This window comes from Pseudogemmobacter sonorensis, assembly GCF_042762395.1.
Classification (GTDB): Bacteria; Pseudomonadota; Alphaproteobacteria; order Rhodobacterales; family Rhodobacteraceae; genus Pseudogemmobacter; species Pseudogemmobacter sonorensis.
In genome coordinates, this window is record NZ_JBEFZE010000018.1 from 53,000 (window position 1) to 69,935 (window position 16,936).

Consider the following 16,936-nt stretch of genomic DNA (forward strand, 5'->3'; position numbering starts at 1 on the left):
GGCTGGGCGCATAGCTGTGGCCATGGCAAAGAACCCAAAGGTCAGAACCAAGATGTTTTCCAATCGGATCCTGTCGCCCCGCCTTCGCGCAGCACCCGGCCTTCGCGCAGCACCCTGTCCCGTTTCCGGGTCAGCCTCCGCCACCTCCGCCACGGCGTTGAAAATGCTCTCTCACCTGGGCTTCATGCTGCTGATGGCCTCCTGCCTGATGTTTGCGGCGCTGCGGCCCGCGCGCGCGGCCCCGGGGATCGAGGCGGCGATGGATTCGGTCCTGGTGATCCGCTCTGGCGATTCCGCCGACGACTTCCTGGGCTCGGGCTTCTACTGGGGCGAGGAGGCATCGGTCGTCGTCACCAATGCCCATGTGGTCGGCGACCGCGATTCGGTCCGCCTGGTCGACCGCAATGGCCGCGAAATGCTGGGCCATGTCATCGGGCTGGACAAATTGCGCGATGTCGCGGTGATCTCGCTGCCCGCCCCGGTCGAGGGCGAGAGCCGCCGTGGCCTCGTGCCGCGCGCCGAGCCGGTGGAGCTGGGGCTTGAGGTCTATGCCCTTGGCGCGCCCCTGGGGATCGAATTCACCCTTACCCTGGGCCTCGTCTCGGCGACCGAGCGGCAGGTCGACATCTCGGTGCCGATCCTGATGGTCCAGCATGACGCGGCGGTCAATCCCGGCTCGTCCGGCGGGCCGCTGGTGGATGCCGAGGGGCGTCTCGTCGGGATGAACAGCCAGATCGCGGATGGCAGCCGCATGTTCGTGGGCATCGCCTATGCGATCGCCGCAGCCGACGTGACCCGCCTTGTCGAGGGGCTGATCGACGAGACGGTGGAGCCCTTCCCCGCGCTTGGCCTGAAGGCGCGGCCAGTGGACCGCAAGCTTGCCACCATCCTCGACGTGGCGGTTCAAGGGCTGCTGGTCGATGCCGTCGATCCGGGCAGTCTCGCCGCGCGGGCCGGGCTGGCGCCGGGCGACATCATCCTTGCCGCCGATGGCGTGGCGCTAGCGCAGCCGGGCGCCTTCGTCTTCGCCATCGAGGCGGCGCTGCCCGCGGGAGAGCTGGCTCTGACCGTGGCGCGGGCTGGCGAAAGCCTTGATCTGACCCTGCGCTTCGATCCGCCCGAGGCCGGGGAGACCGGCCAGGGCATCCGGGTGCGTGACCTGTCGGGCCTGGCGGCCGAGGCCGAGAAGGTCGCAAGCTACCGCCTGGGCGCGCTTGGCGTCGTCCTGGGCGAGGATGGCGCGATCCTTGCCGTGACCGAGAATTCGCCGGCGCTGATCGCGGGCCTCGTCAAGGGCGAGCGGATCGTCGCGGTGGACAGCGTCGCGATGGATCGGGAAATGCTCGAAATGGTCGAGATCGCGGGCGCCGCGCTGCTGCTGGTGCAGTCTCCGGGCGGGCAGACAAGGCATGTGCTGCTTGATCCCTGGGGCAAGGCCGGGCAGTTGCGGCCTGCGGGCGGGTCGAATGTGCTTGACCCGGCGGTCGTGGTATTCTGATCTCGTGACCATCCCTTGTCGCCAGAATCCCGGATCCCGCGCGCCATGACCGACCGCATCCTGATCATCGAGGACGATCCCGAAATCGCCGCCGCCATCGCGGCGGAGGTTGAGGCGCTTGGCTGCGCGGCGGTGATGCGCGACCGGCTGGACAGCGGCATCGCCGAGGCGCTGGCGGGGGATTACGGCGTGATCGTGCTGGACCGCATGTTGCCCGGCGGCGACGGGGTCGATGCCATCGCGCGGATCCGCGCGGGCGGGGCGCGGGGGCTGATCCTGATCCTGTCGGCGCTTGGCCGGGCGGCGAACCGGGTCGAGGGGCTGGAGAAGGGGGCCGACGACTACCTGCCCAAGCCCTTCGAGGCCGAGGAACTGCGCGCCCGGCTGCGCGCGCTCTTGCGGCGGGGCGCCATCCAGGTGCTCGACAACGACCTTCTGGCCTTCGGCGAGCTTGAGATCCGCCTGAAGGCCAGGACCGTCCATGTCCGGCGCAGCCATGTCGCGCTCTCGCCCCGGGAGTTCGAGCTGATCAGCTATTTCGCCCGCAACGCGGGGCAGGTGGTGACGCGGATGCAGCTTCTGGAGAATGTCTGGAAGCTGCATTTCGACCCGGGCACCAATGTCGTCGATGTCCATGTCGGCCGGTTGCGCCGCAAGCTGGAAGAGGCCGGATCCAGCGCGATCCAGACCGCGCGCGGCGAGGGTTATGTCTTCGCGCCGCTGCCGTCGGCGCCCGCGCCCGATCCGGCGTGACGCTGCCCCCCCGCCCCTTTCAGGCCCGCGCCACGCTGCGGCTGGCGGCGCTGATGGCGGCGGCGGTCACGCTTTTGTCGCTGATTGCCATGGGGCTGCAATACCGGCTGGTGGCCGACCGTCTCATGGCGGCGCAGGCGGCGCTGCTTGAGGCCGATCTGAACGGCCTGTCCGCGCTTTACGACCAGCGCCGCATCATCGCCCTGCGCGAGGCCATCGGCTATCGCGCCGATCTGGGCGGAGAGGAGATCGTCCTGCTGACCGACCGCGCGGGCCGCGCCATGGTCGGCACGCTGGACCGCTGGCCCGAGGGACTGCATGCCGAGGGCGAGGGCTTCACGCTCGAACCCGCGCGCGAGGTCTGGATCGACGGCGCGCGCTGGCTGGTCGCCGCGCGCGATCTGCCGGGGGGCTTCGGGCTTCTGGCGGGGCGCCCGCTTGCCCCGGTGGAGGCGACGCTTTCGGCGATGCGGGGCGGGATGGCGGCGCTTCTGGCCGGGATCGTGCTTGCGGCGGCGGGGGTGGGCTGGCTTGCGGCGCGGCAGGTCATGGCGCGGATCGGGCGGCTCAACGATCTGGCCGACCGGGTGGCCCTGGGCGATCTGGAGGCGCGGCTGCCCGGGCCGCGTTCGAAGGACGAATTCGGGCTGCTGGAAACCCATGTCCATGCCATGCTGGACCGGATCGCCAATCTCAACCGCGCCACCCACCGCCTGTCCGACACCATCGCGCATGAGATGCGCACCCCCCTGAACCGGATGCTGGCGCGGCTGGACCGGATCGAGGGGCAGGAGGCCGTCACCGCCGGGGTGCGCGCCGAGATGCGCCAGGCGATCCGGGTCTTCGATTCGCTGCTGGACATCAGCCGGGCCGAGGCCGACCAGGGCTCGGGCGGCGGGTTGGTGCCGGTCGACCTGTCGGGCATCGCCGCCGAGGTCTGGGAGCTTTACGAGCCGGTGGCCGAGGACAAGGGCCTGTTGCCCCGGGCCGGGATCGCGCCGGATCTGACCGTTCTGGGCGACCGCAACCTGATCGCGCAGATGCTGGCCAATCTTCTGGACAATGCCATCAAATATTGCGGGCCGGGGGACCTGCTCTCGCTCGACCTGACCGAAGGCGGGGCCGAGGGCGGGGGCGGGCATGTCCTGCGCATTGCCGACAGCGGGCCCGGCCTGCCCGAGGGGCTGGGCGAAGAGGTGTTCGAGCGTTTCACCCGGGCCGAGCGCGACCGCAGCCGGGGGATCAAGGGCCACGGGCTGGGGCTGGCGCTGGTGCGCGCGATCGCCCTGCGCCATGGCGCGCGACTTTTGCTGCCCCGGGTCGACAGGGGGCTCACGGTCGAGATCCTCTGGCCCGTCGTCCCCGAATGAGCGCCGGGCCGCGCCCCTAGCCCCGGCCGCCGGTTCCGACGATGACAAATGCCGTCACCCCCGCGCGGCAGGCTTGTGCGACGGCGATCCGCCCGGCATCTTGGCGGCCATGAAACGCAGCCTCGCATATGCTCTTCTGGCCCTGCCGCTGGCCTGGACGCTTCCGGCGCGGGCCGAGGTGCATGCGGTGCTGATCGGGGTGGGCGAATACCTGTATCTCGACGCCGACCTGCAAGGCCCGCCCCATGACGTGCGCCTGATGGCCGAGACGCTGGAGATCCGGGGCGTCTCGCCCATGTCGATGACGATCCTGACCACCGATCCCACCGACCTGCCCGCGGGCGCCGCGACCGCGCTGCCCACCCGCGCGGGCATCATGACGGCGCTGGAACAGGTGGCCGAACGGGCCGCGCCCGGCGATACCGTGGTCTTCTACTTTTCCGGCCATGGCAGCCAGGCGCCGGACCTGTCGGGCGACGAAGGCGGCGGCTATGACGAGATCTTCCTGCCGATGGATGCGCGCAACTGGGTGGGCGAGGTCGGCGCGGTGGAAAACGCCATCCTCGACGACGAGCTTCAGGTCTGGGCGCAATCGGTGCTGGCCAGGGATGTGGCGCTGGTCGGCTTCATCGACGCCTGCCATTCCGCCACGGGCTTTCGCTCGACCGAAGGGACGGGCGTGGCGCGCGCGCTGGATGAGGGTCAACTGGGCATCCCCGCCGATGCGGTCTCCTACATTCCCGAGGTGCCGGTGGAGCAGGCCGGGCTCTCGGGCGATTTCGTCTTCCTCTATTCCTCGCAGGCCGAGGAACGCTCGTTCGAATATCCCCTGGGCGACACCGGGATCTGGCATGGCGAATTCACCCTGCGGCTGAGCGAGACCCTGGCCCGCGCCCCCGAGGCAAGCTGGGCCCAGGTTCTGGCCGCCACGGCGGATGCGATGGTGCAGGGCCCGGCGCGGCAGGTGCCGGACGGCGAGGGCACGATGCTCGACCGGCCGGTCTTCGGCGAGGGGCTGGCCGGGCAGCGCCACCGGATCGAGGAGGGAAGCCTGCGCGCCGGTCTCTTGCAGGGCATCGCCGAGGGCACCGAGCTTCTGCTTTACGCCGATGGCGCCGGGGGCGAGGCCCTTGGCGTGGTGCGGGTGGCCTCGGTCACCGCGCGGGGGGCGGTGCTGGAGGGCGAGATCCCCGAAGCCGCGCTCTGGGCCGAGGTCAGCGCGGCGCCGCCCCCGCGCCCGCTGACGCTGGCGGCGGCGGTCCGGGCCGATGGCGCGGATGGCCACGACTATGCCGGATGGCTGGCCGCCCTGCCCGAACCGGGGCGCAAGCCCGATCTGGTGCCGATCCTGACCGAGGGCACCGTGGCGCTGGCGCGGGCGGACGGCGTGCTCGACCCCGAGGGGCCGGGCTCGACCCCCCGCGTCGAGGTGCTGGCCGGCGAGACCATCGCCGAGGCGCTGGCGCGCACGCTTGCGGTTGCGGCCCACGGCCTGCGGCTGCGCGAGACGCTGGCGGGCGCGGCCGGGCGCGGGCTTTCGAAGGCCGAGGCCATCACCATGGAGATCGAGCGGCGCGAGGCCGGAGTGCTGGAGGACGGCAGTTGCGGCCCGGCCGGGGCCGCGCAGCCGCATGACCCGGCGCAGGGCGTGTCGGGCTGCGATCAGATCTGGCTGGTGCTGACCAACAGCTCGGGCAAGACCCAGGATGTCTCGGTGCTGTATTTCGGCGCCGATTTCCGGGTGCAGCCGATCTGGCCGCAGCGGGGCATCGCAAACCGGCTGGCCCCCGGCGAAAGCGCCCGGGTGGGTTTCCGCATCACCCAGGACATGCCCGCCGGGCTGGAAGAGATCTGGGTGCTTGCCGTGCCGCTGAGTGCCGAAAAGGGCTTGCGGGTGGATCTGACCCGTCTTGCCACCCCCGGCGAGATGCGCGGGGGTGCGTCGGGCGAAGACCCGCTGTCGATCTGGCTTGAGGGCCGCCTTTACGAAGACGAGGACACCGCCCTGCGCGGCTTCTCGATGAAACCGGCCGATCTGACCATGCTGCGCCAGATCGTGCGACTTGGACCAGGGACGCAAGAACCCGTTTGAACGAAAGGAATTTTGGATGAAACGAACCCTTCTCAAACCGCTCGCGCTGGTGGCGGCGGGTCTTGCCGCGACCGGCGCCGCGGCGCCGTCGGTCTGGGCCGAGGCGTTTCCCCTGACGGTGGCGGCAGCCGAGCCGGGCGCGTCCGCCTCGCCCTTCGAATTCGCCGCCTCCGGCGCCAAGGCCGCGCGCGATGCCGCCGAGGCCGAGGCCGATCCGGCGGGCGCCAAGGTGATCGGCGGCAAGGTGGCCGAGGACGGCGCCTGGCCCTGGCAGGTGGCCCTGACGCTGACTGGCATGCCGGTCTCGACCGACAGCCAGTTCTGCGGCGGCTCGATGGTGATGGACGAATGGGTGCTGACGGCGGCCCATTGCGTGCATTGGGCCGACGAGGCGGGCGTCGGCGCCGATCTGGATCCCGGTGAATTCTCGGTCCTTGTCGGCACCAACCGGCTGGACGGAACCGGCGACAGCGTCCCGGTCGAGGCCGTGTTCACCCATCCTTCCTATTCGCCGGATTATCTGGATTACGACATCGCGCTGATCAAGCTCGCCCGGGCGCCGCGCGTGGCCTATCAGACCATCGAGGTGCCGGATGCCGAATTCGGCGACATCCTGCAACAGCCCGGCGTGACCACGGTCGTCACCGGCTGGGGGTTGCAGAACGGCGGCCGCCCGGCGCCGGAGCTGCGCGAGGTGCAGATCCAGATGCTGGACCGCGACCTGTGCAATTCCACCATGCTGGAGGTTCTGGCCGAGGATGCGGTCGAGGGCTTCGCCTATGCGGCCGGAGTCCTGGGGTTGAACCGGGACGACGCCTATGCGCTGTGGGACCAGATGATCGAGGCCTCGCCCGACATGATCACCGAGAACATGATCTGTTCGGGCACGTTCGAGGGCGGCAAGACCTCGTGCAACGGCGATTCGGGCGGCCCGCTGGTCGTGCCGCTGGATGACGGCAGCTATATCCAGGCCGGTATCGTAAGCTGGGGCCTGACCGCCACCTCGGGCCGGGGCTGCGAGGAGAAGGCCCTGTTCTCGGCCTATGTCGACGTGTCTAAATTCGTGCCCTGGATGAACGAGGTGGTTCTGTCCAATCTTTGATGGCCCGCGCCTGATGATCGGGGCGTAGCGCCCCGATCGGCCGCCATCCAGGAACAGCGCAAGGGCCCCGCCATACCGGCGGGGCCCTTTGGCATTGCAGAGGGAGTGGAAGCGCGGCCGAGGGAGGGGCCGGGCAGGGGCGGCAGGCGCGCGCCGCGTCGGTTCGGGCGGGAGAGAGCCGATTGCGGGTCTTTCGCCGGTCCCGTCGCGGGCCTCTGTGGCGGGATCTGCCGTCTATCTTCGGGATCGGCGCGACCGGGGTATTGCCTTGGAAACTGCCCGGGTCGGCCCGGGTGCTGCAAACCCATGTTGCTGGCGCCGTGTTGCTTACCCAGTCGCCCAGGGGGGGGCGCTGTCCTGGCCTGTGGCCTGCCCCCGGATCCGAAGGCAGTTGGTCGACGCAATCCGGGGCGATTTCCCGCTTGCAACGGGGATCTGCCGGGCGTGATCGCGGCACGCTGGGCACGCTGGGCACGCTGGGCACGCTGGGCACGCTGGGCACGCTGGGCACGCCGGATCTGCCGCCCGCAGCCTTTTGGCGCAGGGGCGTCCTGCCGGGGCCGGACATGGAAAAGGGGCCGGAGATCCCCCGGCCCCTTCAAGCGGCGCGATACCCGTCGTCAGTTGGTGACGACGACGAAGTTGTTCGAATAGTAACCTTCGTTCGACACGACGACTGTGAATTCGCCGGTCCATTTCGGGGTCCAGCTGCAATAGGCCTGGTCCCAGTCGCGGTAATCGGTGCAGATCACATTGCCGTTCTCGTCATAGACCGTCAGGTCCAGGACCGAGCGGCCCTCGCCGATGATGGCGACCTCGGCGAATTCCTGGCCGTGGAAGGTGATGTAGAACTCCTCATACCAGCCCGGCGACAGCGAGGAGCCCCAGCTCTTGACGTAATGCACGCTGCCGCGATTGCCCTCGGCGGCAAGGTCGACGATCAGTTCGGCCAGCGCGGGATCCTCGCCCGCCTGGGCCAGTTCGACCGCCTTGGCGAACATCTCATCCGAGGTGGCGACGCTGCCCTCAGAAGGATCGGCGACGGCGCCTTCGGGGGCCCCGGTCTCAAGCGCCCTGGTTTCCGAACGCGGCGCCTCGGCGCCGTCTTCCTCGGCCACCGAGGCAAGCAGGCGGGCGGCGGTCGCGACGGCCAGCGCATCCTCTTCGGCGGTGCCGATGGCGTAAAGGTCATGGGCCAGCGCGATCTTGGCGGCGGGGCCTGTCACCGCCTCGTCGACCTGGCCGCGATTGGCGCCGGATCTGTCTTCTTCCTGGGCAAGGGCGGGGGTGCAAAGCGCGACCACGGCGGCGGTCGCCATGGCATGCGGGATGGAAAGGCGTTTCATCATGGGTCCTCCGGTGATCGGATCTGGCTGTGGTCCATGACCCAGCCCTGGGGTCGCGTCATGGGAGCAAGGGTTTCTCCTGGGGGCGATCTTGGCAGCGCGCCCTGCGCATTGAAAGTGACAAAACCCGTTAACAGCAAAGGAAACAGGGATTTCCCGCGCCTGCGCGGTTCGCGCCGGCCATCAGTTCGCCAAAAGCAGATAACCCGCTTCCCCGTCGTTGGCAGTTTGGGCGCCATTCGTGACGATCACCCGGAAAAAGCCGTTCCGGTCGGGCGTGAAGGCGCAGGCGGCCAGCGCGGCAGCGGCGGTTTCGGGGCAAACCGGATGTCCGCCCGCATCCTCGACCCGCCAGAGGATCGCGCCAGGCCCGGTCGGGAAGACCGCGATCTCGGCGGGGCTCTGCCCGGGGAAGGGGATGTCCCAGATCGCGCCCGAGCCGGGGCCGAGCCGGTCCTCGGCCATCGAGAGGGCGCCGATGCGGTCGCGCGCGCCGGGGGGCGGCAGGTCGGCCAGCAGATCGGCCAGAAGCGCATCCTCTTCGGCCATCAGCCGCGCGCCGGTCATCGCCGCGCCCGAAAGCAGGGTGTCCGGGCTGACGGCGGGCGTGCGGATCTCGGCCGGGCGCGTTGAGGCGGGGCCGTCGCGACGCGCCCAGCCCGAGGCGGCGCGGATCTCGATCCGGGCGGCGAGCCGGGCGGCCACCGCCATCGACAGCGCATCCTTCTGCGCCTCGCCCTCGGCGTAAAGCCGCAGCGCGGTCGAAAGCGCCCGGGCCGGACCGGGGCGGGTTGCCTCGACCGACCGGGAAAGATTGGGGGCGAGTTCCTCGGCGCCGACGGGGGAGGCGACGAGAAGGGCGGCGAAGACGGCCAGGGCGCTGAGAGGGGGCAAGATCGGCAGGGTCCGGTTGAGACGTCGGGCGGGCGAAGGGATGGAGGCCGATCCTGCCGCAAAGCCGCCGCCGAGAGAAGGCGGGAAATCGTCCCCGGACGCGCGGGATGCGATCTGGTCGAGCGGCGCCGCCAGGATCGGCGGCGCGCGCGAACTTCCTTTCGCCCGCGCGGGATGCCATCCCCCTTCATCCCCACCGGCGCGTCGCAAGCCTGCGGCAGGGCTTTCCGCCCGGCCCGCTTCGCGCTAGCACTGTCGGTGCAGGAGGTGCCGCCATGCAGGCCAAAGCGGTTCTGGAACGATTGATCGCCTTCGACACCGTCAGTTCGCGCCCCAACGTCGGGCTGATGGATTATGTCGCCGATCTTTTGCGGGGGGCGGGGATCGAGCCAGTGCTGATCCCCGACGCCTCGGGCGCCAAGGCCAATCTCTATGCCACCATCGGTCCGCGCGACCGTGGCGGCGTCATGCTGTCGGGCCATACCGATGTCGTCCCGGTCGAGGGCCAGGCCTGGACCCGCCCCCCCTTCGTGCTGACCGAAGAGGGCGGGCGGCTTTATGGGCGCGGCACGGCGGATATGAAGGGCTTCGTCGCCTGCGCCGTCTCGGCCATGCTGGCGGCGGCGCAGCGCCCGCTGAAGGTGCCGCTGCATCTGGCGCTTTCCTATGACGAGGAGGTCGGCTGCCTGGGCGTGCGCTCGCTGGTCGACATGCTGGAGGCCGCGCCGCAGCGCCCCGCCTTCTGCATCGTCGGCGAGCCGACCGCGATGCAGGTCGCGACCGGCCACAAGGGCAAGCTCGCCCTGCGCGCCACCTGCACCGGGCGCGAGGGCCATTCGGCGCTGGCGCCCCTGGCGCTGAACGCGCTGCATCTGGCGGCGGATTTCCTGGGGGTGATCAGGGGGGTGCAGGCCCGGCTGGCCAAGGAAGGCCCCTTCGACGGCGATTACGACGTGCCCTATACCACCGTCCATGCGGGTCGGATGCAGGGCGGGGTGCAGGTCAATATCGTGCCCAATTCCGCCACCATCGACTTCGAGATCCGCTCGCTGGCGGGCACCGATGTCGAGGCGCTGCTCGCCGAGCTGCGCGCCGGGGCCGAGGCGATCCTCGCGCCCCTGCGCGGCCCTTTCCCCGAGGCCGCCATCGCGGTCGAGCGGCTTTGGGACTACCCTGGCCTTGGCACCGCGCCGGATGCGCCCATCGTGCGGTTCATGCGCGCGCTGACCGGGGCGAACGGCACGATCAAGGTCGCTTTCGGCACCGAGGGCGGGCTGTTCGACCAGAGGCTGGGCATTCCCACCGTGGTCTGCGGGCCGGGCAGCATGGCCCAGGGCCACAAGCCCGACGAATTCGTCACCGCCGAGCAATTCGCGCTTTGCCAGGCGATGCTGGCGCGGCTGGTCGAGCGGCTGTGCGGGGACGCCCCGCTCTGACCGATGCGGCCTCGCCCCGGGCGCGGAGGCGATTAGCCCTTGACGCCCCGGGGTGGCGCGCGTAATTGCCCCGGCCAGTGGCTAGGTAGCTCAGCTGGTTAGAGCGTGCGACTCATAATCGCAAGGTCGAGGGTTCGAGTCCCTCCCTCGCCACCACTTCCCCCCCTTCCATGACCGGCATGCCGCCCCTGGCCCCGGTCGGCCTGACGCGCGGCGAAGCCCGTGTTTGTGATAGGCGAAGCCCGTGGTTGCCCCGTCGCCGCGCGCCCCCTAGATTGGCCCCGCATCGTGGGCGCCTGCCCGGATCGAACGGGAAACGGAGAGCGACATGTCGGACACGCCCGAAAAGGCCTATCAGGTTCTGGCGCGCAAATACCGTCCCCAGACCTTCGCCGATCTGATCGGGCAGGAGGCCATGGTCCGCACGCTGAAGAACGCCTTCGCCGCCGACCGCATCGCCCATGCCTTCGTGATGACCGGGGTCCGGGGTGTCGGCAAGACCACCACCGCGCGGATCATCGCCAAGGGCCTGAACTGCACCGGGCCGGACGGCCAGGGCGGCCCGACGACCGAGCCCTGCGGCCTCTGCGAGCCTTGCCGCGCCATCTCGGAGGGCCGCCATGTCGATGTGATCGAGATGGACGCGGCCTCGAACACCGGCGTCGCCAATATCCGCGAGATCATCGATTCGGTGCATTACCGGGCGGCCTCGGCGCGCTACAAGATCTATATCGTGGACGAGGTCCACATGCTTTCGACCAGCGCCTTCAACGCGCTTCTCAAGACGCTGGAAGAGCCGCCCGCCCATGTGAAATTCATCTTCGCCACCACCGAGATCCGCAAGGTCCCGGTCACGGTGCTGTCGCGTTGCCAGCGGTTCGACCTGCGCCGGATCGAGCCCGAGGTGATGATCGCCCATCTGTCCCGGGTTGCCGCCAGCGAGGGCGCGCAGATCGCCGAGGATGCGCTGGCACTGATCACCCGCGCCGCCGAAGGCTCGGTCCGCGATGCCATGAGCCTGATGGACCAGGCCATCGCCATGGGCGCGGGCGAGACCACGGCCCCGCAGGTGCGCGCGATGCTGGGGCTGGCCGACCGGGGCCGGGTGCTCGATCTTTTCGACATGATCATGAAGGGCGAGGCGGCGGCGGCGCTGGCCGAGCTTTCGGCGCAATATGCCGACGGGGCGGATCCGCTGGCGGTGCTGCGCGACCTGGCCGAGATCACGCATTGGGTCTCGATGATCCAGATCGCCCCCGACACCGCCGAGGACCCGACCGTGCCCCCCGACGAGGCGCTGCGGGGGCGCGAGATGGCCGGGAAACTGCCGATGCGGGCGCTGACGCGGATGTGGCAGATGCTGCTCAAGGCGATCGAAGAGGTGGAACTGGCGCCCAATGCGATGATGGCGGCCGAGATGGCGGTGATCCGGCTGACCCATGTCGCCGAACTGCCCGATCCCGAGACGCTGATCCGGCGGCTGAGCGAGGGGCCGCGCCCGCCCTCGGGTGGAGGCGGCGCGCCGGGGGGCGCGCCCGGAGGCGGGCCGGGCGCGGGCCGGGGTGCCTTGCATGCGCCGATGATGCCCGCGCGCGGGCCGATGGGCGCGGCCGTGATGTCCGCCGCGCCCGCGATTGCCCCCGGGCTGGCGGACGACACGCTGCCCCTGCCCGCCAGCTTCGAATCGCTCGTCGCCCTGATCCGCGACAAGCGCGACCTTCTGCTGCTGACCGAGGTCGAAGAGGGGCTGCGCCTGGTCCATTACGCGCCGGGCCGGATCGAGTTCGAGCCGGCGCCGGGGGCGAAGCCCGATCTGGCGGCGCGGCTGTCGCAAAGGCTGCAGGGCTGGACCCATGCCCGCTGGGGCATCTCGGTCGTGGGGGCGGGGGGGGCGCCCACCATCGCCGAGACGCGCGAGGCCGCCCGGATCGAGTCCGAGGCCGAGGCGGCGGCCAGCCCGCTGGTCCGCGCCGTGATGGGGGCATTCCCCGGCGCGCGGATCGGCCGGATCCGCAGCGCCGAGGATATGGCCGCCCAGGCGGCGGCCGAGGCGCTGCCGGTGGTCGAGACCGACGAGGCGGACGACGACTGGGATCCGTTCGAAGCCTGAGCCGCGCCCCTTGCATGGGTCGCGCGGGCCCCGTATCTCGGATGAAACGGCAGGGAAGGGGGCAGTCATGCTCAAGGGTTTTGGCGGATTGGGCGGTCTTGGCGACATGGCCAAGATGATGAAGGCCGCGCAGGACATGCAGGCGAAAATGGCCGAACTGCAGGAAAGCCTCGCGGGCACGGTCGTCACCGGCGAAAGCGGCGCGGGCCTTGTGAAGGCGCGCGCCACCGCCAAGGGCGAGGTGACGGGGCTTGAGATCGACGCCTCGATCCTGGTGCCTTCCGAAAAGGAGGTGCTGGAGGATCTGATCCTTGCCGCGATCAAGGACGCGCAGTCGCGCGCGGCAAGCCGCTCGGCCGACGAGATGCGCAAGATCACCGAGGGCCTTGGCCTGCCCGCCGATTTCAAGCTGCCGTTCTGACCTTGGCGCAGGACGACACCGGGATCGAGGCGCTGATCGAGCTGATGGCCCGGCTGCCCGGCCTGGGCCCCCGTTCGGCCCGGCGCGCGGTTCTGGCGATGCTGACGCGGCGCGGCCAGTTGATGGCGCCGCTGGCCCAGGCCATGGCGCAGGTCGCGCTTTCGGCGCGCGACTGCCAGCATTGCGGCAATATCTCGACCTCGGACATCTGCCCGATCTGCGCCGATCCGGCGCGCGACACCGGCGAGATCTGCGTGGTCGAGGATGTGGCCGATCTTTGGGCGCTGGAGCGCACGGGCCTGTTCAAGGGCCGCTATCACGTTCTGGGCGGCACGCTGTCCGCGCTCGACGGGCTTGGCCCCGAGGCGCTTGGCATTCCCCGGCTGGTCGCCCGCGTGGCGGGTGGCGGGGCCGAGGGCACGCCGGGCGCCGGAAAGGGCGCGCGCGAGGTGATCCTGGCCCTGAACGCCACCGTCGAGGGCCAGACCACCGCGCATTACATCGCCGATGCGCTGGCGCCGACGGGGGCCGAGATCAGCACCCTGGCCCAGGGCGTGCCGGTCGGGGGCGAGCTCGACTACCTCGACGACGGCACCATCGGCGCGGCGCTGCGGGCACGGCGGCGGGTCTAGGCGGGCTCTCCCCTGGGGAGTCGTCCAGGGAGCCAGGCCCCCTGAAAGCGCGGCAATCTTCTAAAAACATCGGCATTCCGCCCCCTGCCCCTTGTGCCTTCCTTAAATCCTTCGGCGCAGGCTCTTGCCCGCGGGCGCCATTCCGGCGCGGTGGGGGCGGGGATGCGGATCCACAGGCTGATCGAACGCGAGAGCCATCGCGTCACCGCCCATATTCCGGCGAGGCCGAGCGACACGCTGGTGATCGGCTTCAACCCCATCGCCAAGGGGCTGGCGGATACCGGCTTCGGCTCGGATCTGGTGCTTTCGATGGGGATGGCCCATGTCTTCGTCGCCGAAGGGGCGCACAGCCAGTATCAGCTTCTGACGCCGAGGGCGCTGCGCCGGGCGCTTCTTCCCCTTCTGGCCGATCACCCCCGGGTATTCGCCTATGGCGCGAGCCTGGGAGGCCATGCCGCGCTTTACTATTGCAGCGTGATCGGCGCACGTGCCATCGCACTGGCGCCGCGCCTGCCGCTGCATTCCTGCTACCGCGCCTTTGGCGAAAGCCGCAACCGCCGCCTGACCCGGGGCCGCCTGCGCCATCGCGACCTGCCCGAGATCGCCGATCCGGCATTGTCGCCCGTCGTTCTGCACGATCCCTGGAACGGGCCGGATGCGGATTATGTCGACCGTTTCGTGCGGCCCGCCTTTCCGGGGGCGGTGTTTCTGCCGGTGCGCGGCGCGGGCCATGGGGTGGCGCGGGTTCTGGCGCGGCAGGGCCGGTTGAAGCCTTTCATCGGCGCCATCCTGCGCGAGGGGATCGTCGGCCCGCTTGGCCACGACCCGGATTTCCGCCCCGGCGCGGCCTGCGAGGAGTCGGGCGGGATCGGGGCGGGGGGCGGGGGCGCGGAATCGCGCCGCATTGCATTCGCCCCCCCACCGCCTTATCTCGTAAATCCGACCGATGACCCCGCCTGAGAGGCCCGCATATGAACTGGATCACCAATTACGTCCGCCCGAAGATCAATTCGCTCTTCTCGCGGCGTGAGGTGCCCGAGAACCTGTGGACCAAATGCCCCGAATGCGGGACCATGCTGTTCCACCGCGAGCTGGCGCAGAACCTGCATGTCTGCTCGAACTGCGACCATCACATGGCGATCACGCCGCGCGACCGTTTTTCGGCCCTGTTCGATGGTGGGATCTTCACCGAGGTGAAGGTGCCCGACCCCATCGCCGATCCGCTGCAGTTCCGTGACCAGAAGAAATATCCAGACCGCCTGAAGGCCGCCCAGAAGGCCAGCGGCGAGAAAGAGGCCATGCTGGTGGCCGAGGGCGAGATGGGCCGCACCCCCATTGTGGCGGCGGCGCAGGATTTCGGCTTCATCGGCGGATCGCTGTCGATGTATGTCGGCAATGCCTTCATCGCGGGCGCGAAACGGGCGGTCGAATTGAAGCGGCCCTTCATCGTCTTTTCCGCCGCAGGCGGTGCGCGGATGCAGGAGGGCATCCTTGCGCTGATGCAGATGCCACGCACCACGGTCGCGATCCAGATGCTCAAAGAGGCGCGGCTGCCCTATATCGTGGTGCTGACCCATCCGACAACCGGGGGCGTGACCGCAAGCTACGCCATGCTGGGCGATGTGCAGATCGCCGAGCCGAATGCGCTGATCTGCTTCGCGGGCCCCCGCGTCATCGAGCAGACCATCCGCGAGAAGCTGCCCGAAGGCTTCCAGCGCGCCGAATATCTGCTGGATCACGGTATGCTCGACCGGGTGACCCATCGCAAGGTGCTGCGCGAGGAGCTGATCACCATCCTGCGCATGCTTACCAACCAGCCGCCCGCGATCCGCGGCGATCTTGCGCCGCCGACCGAGGCCGTGGCCGCAGCGTCCGACGAGACCGCAGTGCCGGTCGCCGATACGCCCAAGGCCTGAGCCGATGCCCTCCGGCTCCGATCCGGTCGCGCAGGGGTCCGACCGGATCCTGGCGCGGATGATGCTTCTGCATCCCAAGGTGATCGACCTGACGCTTGAGCGGATGCACCGGCTGCTGGCCGCGCTCGGCCATCCCGAGGCGCGGTTGCCGCCGGTGATCCATATCGCCGGAACGAATGGCAAGGGCTCTACCCAGGCCATGATCCGCGCCGGGCTGGAGGCGGGGGGGGCGAAGGTGCATGCCTATACCTCGCCGCATCTGGCGCGGTTCCATGAACGGATCCGGCTGGTCGGCGCGCTGATCTCGGAACCCGCGCTGACCGCATTGCTGGACGAATGCGTGGCCGCCAACGGGCCGGATGCGATCACCTTTTTCGAGATCACCACGGCGGCGGCGCTTCTGGCCTTTGCGCGGGTGCCCGCCGATTTCACCTTGCTGGAGGTGGGGCTTGGCGGTCGGCTGGATGCGACCAATGTGGTGGAGCGGCCCGCGCTGACCATCATCACCCCGGTTTCCATCGACCATCAGCAATATCTGGGCGAGACGCTGCCCGAGATCGCGGGCGAGAAGGCCGGGATCATCAAGCGCGGCGTGCCGGTGATCGTCGGTCCGCAGGCGCCCGAGGGGCTGGAAGTGATCGAGGCCCGCGCCGCGCGGCTGGGCGCGCCGGTCCTGGCCTTCGGCCAGCACTGGCATGTGGCCGAAGAGCGCGGGCGGCTGGTCTATCAGGACGAAACCGGGCTGCTCGACCTGCCGCTGCCGAACCTGCCCGGGCCGCATCAGGTGCAGAATGCGGGGGCGGCGATCGCGGCCTTGCGCCATCTGGGCCGGGATGAGGCGGCCTGCGCGGCCGCCGTCAGCCGGGCCGTCTGGCCCGCGCGGATGCAGCGCCTGCGCCATGGCCCCCTGGTCGAGGCGGTGCCGGAGGCCGAGATCTGGCTGGACGGTGGCCATAATCCGGCGGGCGGCGCGGCCCTTGCCGCGACGCTTGCGCGGATGCCCGCGCGCGAGACCCATCTGATCTGCGGCATGCTGAACACCAAGGATGTGCAGGGCTATATGCGCCCGCTTGCCGATCACGCGGCGCATCTTTGGGCGGTCGAGATCGAGGGCGAGGCCAATACCCTGTCCGCCCGGGCCACCTGCGCGGCGGCCCAGGGCCTTGGCATCGCGGCTTCCGAGGCGGAATCGGTCGCCGGGGCGCTGGCCGGGATCCGCGCGCGCAATCCCCGGGCGCGGGTGCTGATCTGCGGCTCGCTCTATCTTGCCGGGCGGGTGCTGCGCGAAAACGGCTGAAGGGGGCGCTGCCCCCGTCTCCTGTCGGAGACTCCCCCGGGATATTTCGGCCAAGATGAAGGGGCGCGG

Annotated in this window: 14 protein-coding genes and 1 tRNA gene; 13 read left to right on the forward strand and 2 right to left on the reverse strand. The window is 70.0% G+C overall.

The window, feature by feature from the left end:
* Nucleotides 1–163 precede the first annotated feature (163 nt).
* The 5 genes from ABNX41_RS13485 to ABNX41_RS13505 all read left to right on the forward strand — a co-directional run bounded on the left by ABNX41_RS13485 (nt 164) and on the right by ABNX41_RS13505 (nt 6,815).
* Entirely contained in the window at nt 164–1,498 is a 1,335-nt protein-coding gene (locus ABNX41_RS13485) for a S1C family serine protease (protein ID WP_438670247.1), read from the forward strand.
* A 45-nt stretch (nt 1,499–1,543) separates the two neighbouring features.
* Nucleotides 1,544–2,251, forward strand: coding sequence for a response regulator transcription factor (locus ABNX41_RS13490; protein ID WP_438670248.1), 708 nt, complete (start codon nt 1,544–1,546; stop codon nt 2,249–2,251).
* On the forward strand, nt 2,248–3,621 hold the full coding sequence (locus ABNX41_RS13495) for a HAMP domain-containing sensor histidine kinase (RefSeq protein WP_438670249.1): 1,374 nt from the start codon (nt 2,248–2,250) through the stop codon (nt 3,619–3,621). Before ABNX41_RS13490 ends, ABNX41_RS13495 begins: the two co-directional genes overlap by 4 nt.
* A 109-nt stretch (nt 3,622–3,730) precedes the next feature.
* Entirely contained in the window at nt 3,731–5,713 is a 1,983-nt protein-coding gene (locus ABNX41_RS13500; protein ID WP_438670250.1) for a caspase family protein, read from the forward strand.
* A gap of 16 nt (nt 5,714–5,729) precedes the next feature.
* Nucleotides 5,730–6,815, forward strand: coding sequence for a serine protease (locus ABNX41_RS13505; RefSeq protein ID WP_438670251.1), 1,086 nt, complete (start codon nt 5,730–5,732; stop codon nt 6,813–6,815).
* A gap of 620 nt (nt 6,816–7,435) precedes the next feature.
* On the opposite strand, the gene ABNX41_RS13510 is transcribed toward ABNX41_RS13505, so the two are convergent.
* Together ABNX41_RS13510 and ABNX41_RS13515 are read right to left on the reverse strand one after the other, a co-directional pair.
* Nucleotides 7,436–8,164 carry a hypothetical protein gene (locus ABNX41_RS13510; RefSeq protein WP_438670252.1) on the reverse strand — a complete coding sequence of 243 codons (729 nt, stop codon included), beginning with the start codon at nt 8,162–8,164 and terminating at the stop codon, nt 7,436–7,438.
* Nucleotides 8,165–8,344: 180 nt separating this feature from the next.
* Nucleotides 8,345–9,055, reverse strand: coding sequence for a hypothetical protein (locus ABNX41_RS13515; RefSeq protein WP_438670253.1), 711 nt, complete (start codon nt 9,053–9,055; stop codon nt 8,345–8,347).
* Nucleotides 9,056–9,330: 275 nt separating this feature from the next.
* Between ABNX41_RS13515 and argE the strand changes: the two genes are divergently transcribed.
* The 8 genes from argE (at nt 9,331) to ABNX41_RS13555 (ending at nt 16,867) form a co-directional block, all read left to right on the forward strand.
* On the forward strand, nt 9,331–10,491 hold the full coding sequence (argE, locus tag ABNX41_RS13520) for an acetylornithine deacetylase (RefSeq protein ID WP_438670254.1): 1,161 nt from the start codon (nt 9,331–9,333) through the stop codon (nt 10,489–10,491).
* A 79-nt stretch (nt 10,492–10,570) separates the two neighbouring features.
* A tRNA-Met gene (locus ABNX41_RS13525) sits at nt 10,571–10,647 on the forward strand.
* A 172-nt stretch (nt 10,648–10,819) separates the two neighbouring features.
* Nucleotides 10,820–12,601 (forward strand): DNA polymerase III subunit gamma/tau, encoded by a 1,782-nt coding sequence (locus tag ABNX41_RS13530; RefSeq protein WP_438670255.1) that lies wholly within the window; start codon nt 10,820–10,822, stop codon nt 12,599–12,601.
* 67 nt (nt 12,602–12,668) lie between these two features.
* Nucleotides 12,669–13,022, forward strand: coding sequence for a YbaB/EbfC family nucleoid-associated protein (locus tag ABNX41_RS13535; protein WP_438670256.1), 354 nt, complete (start codon nt 12,669–12,671; stop codon nt 13,020–13,022).
* A gap of 2 nt (nt 13,023–13,024) precedes the next feature.
* The gene (gene recR / locus ABNX41_RS13540; RefSeq protein WP_438670257.1) at nt 13,025–13,654 is read left to right on the forward strand and encodes a recombination mediator RecR; all 630 of its coding nucleotides are present in this window, start codon (nt 13,025–13,027) and stop codon (nt 13,652–13,654) included.
* Between the two features lie 162 nt (nt 13,655–13,816).
* Complete coding sequence (locus ABNX41_RS13545; protein WP_438670258.1) at nt 13,817–14,614, forward strand: hypothetical protein; 798 nt, start codon at nt 13,817–13,819, stop codon at nt 14,612–14,614.
* Nucleotides 14,615–14,625: 11 nt separating this feature from the next.
* Nucleotides 14,626–15,570, forward strand: coding sequence for an acetyl-CoA carboxylase, carboxyltransferase subunit beta (gene accD / locus ABNX41_RS13550; RefSeq protein ID WP_438670259.1), 945 nt, complete (start codon nt 14,626–14,628; stop codon nt 15,568–15,570).
* A gap of 4 nt (nt 15,571–15,574) precedes the next feature.
* Nucleotides 15,575–16,867: a bifunctional folylpolyglutamate synthase/dihydrofolate synthase gene (locus ABNX41_RS13555; RefSeq protein WP_438670260.1), complete on the forward strand. Its 1,293-nt coding sequence runs from the start codon at nt 15,575–15,577 to the stop codon at nt 16,865–16,867.
* The last annotated feature ends 69 nt before the right edge of the window (nt 16,868–16,936 follow it).

Excerpts from the sequence above, each read along its gene's own strand:
- argE (WP_438670254.1), top strand. The coding sequence starts at position 9,331 with ATGCAGGCCAAAGCGGTTCTGGAACGATTGATCGCCTTCGACACCGTC.
- ABNX41_RS13485 (WP_438670247.1), top strand. The coding sequence starts at position 164 with ATGCTCTCTCACCTGGGCTTCATGCTGCTGATGGCCTCCTGCCTGATG.
- ABNX41_RS13555 (WP_438670260.1), top strand. The coding sequence starts at position 15,575 with ATGCCCTCCGGCTCCGATCCGGTCGCGCAGGGGTCCGACCGGATCCTG.
- accD (WP_438670259.1), top strand. The coding sequence starts at position 14,626 with ATGAACTGGATCACCAATTACGTCCGCCCGAAGATCAATTCGCTCTTC.
- ABNX41_RS13535 (WP_438670256.1), top strand. The coding sequence starts at position 12,669 with ATGCTCAAGGGTTTTGGCGGATTGGGCGGTCTTGGCGACATGGCCAAG.
- ABNX41_RS13490 (WP_438670248.1), top strand. The coding sequence starts at position 1,544 with ATGACCGACCGCATCCTGATCATCGAGGACGATCCCGAAATCGCCGCC.
- ABNX41_RS13530 (WP_438670255.1), top strand. The coding sequence starts at position 10,820 with ATGTCGGACACGCCCGAAAAGGCCTATCAGGTTCTGGCGCGCAAATAC.
- ABNX41_RS13500 (WP_438670250.1), top strand. The coding sequence starts at position 3,731 with ATGAAACGCAGCCTCGCATATGCTCTTCTGGCCCTGCCGCTGGCCTGG.
- ABNX41_RS13545 (WP_438670258.1), top strand. The coding sequence starts at position 13,817 with ATGCGGATCCACAGGCTGATCGAACGCGAGAGCCATCGCGTCACCGCC.
- ABNX41_RS13505 (WP_438670251.1), top strand. The coding sequence starts at position 5,730 with ATGAAACGAACCCTTCTCAAACCGCTCGCGCTGGTGGCGGCGGGTCTT.
- ABNX41_RS13510 (WP_438670252.1), bottom strand. The coding sequence starts at position 8,164 with ATGATGAAACGCCTTTCCATCCCGCATGCCATGGCGACCGCCGCCGTG.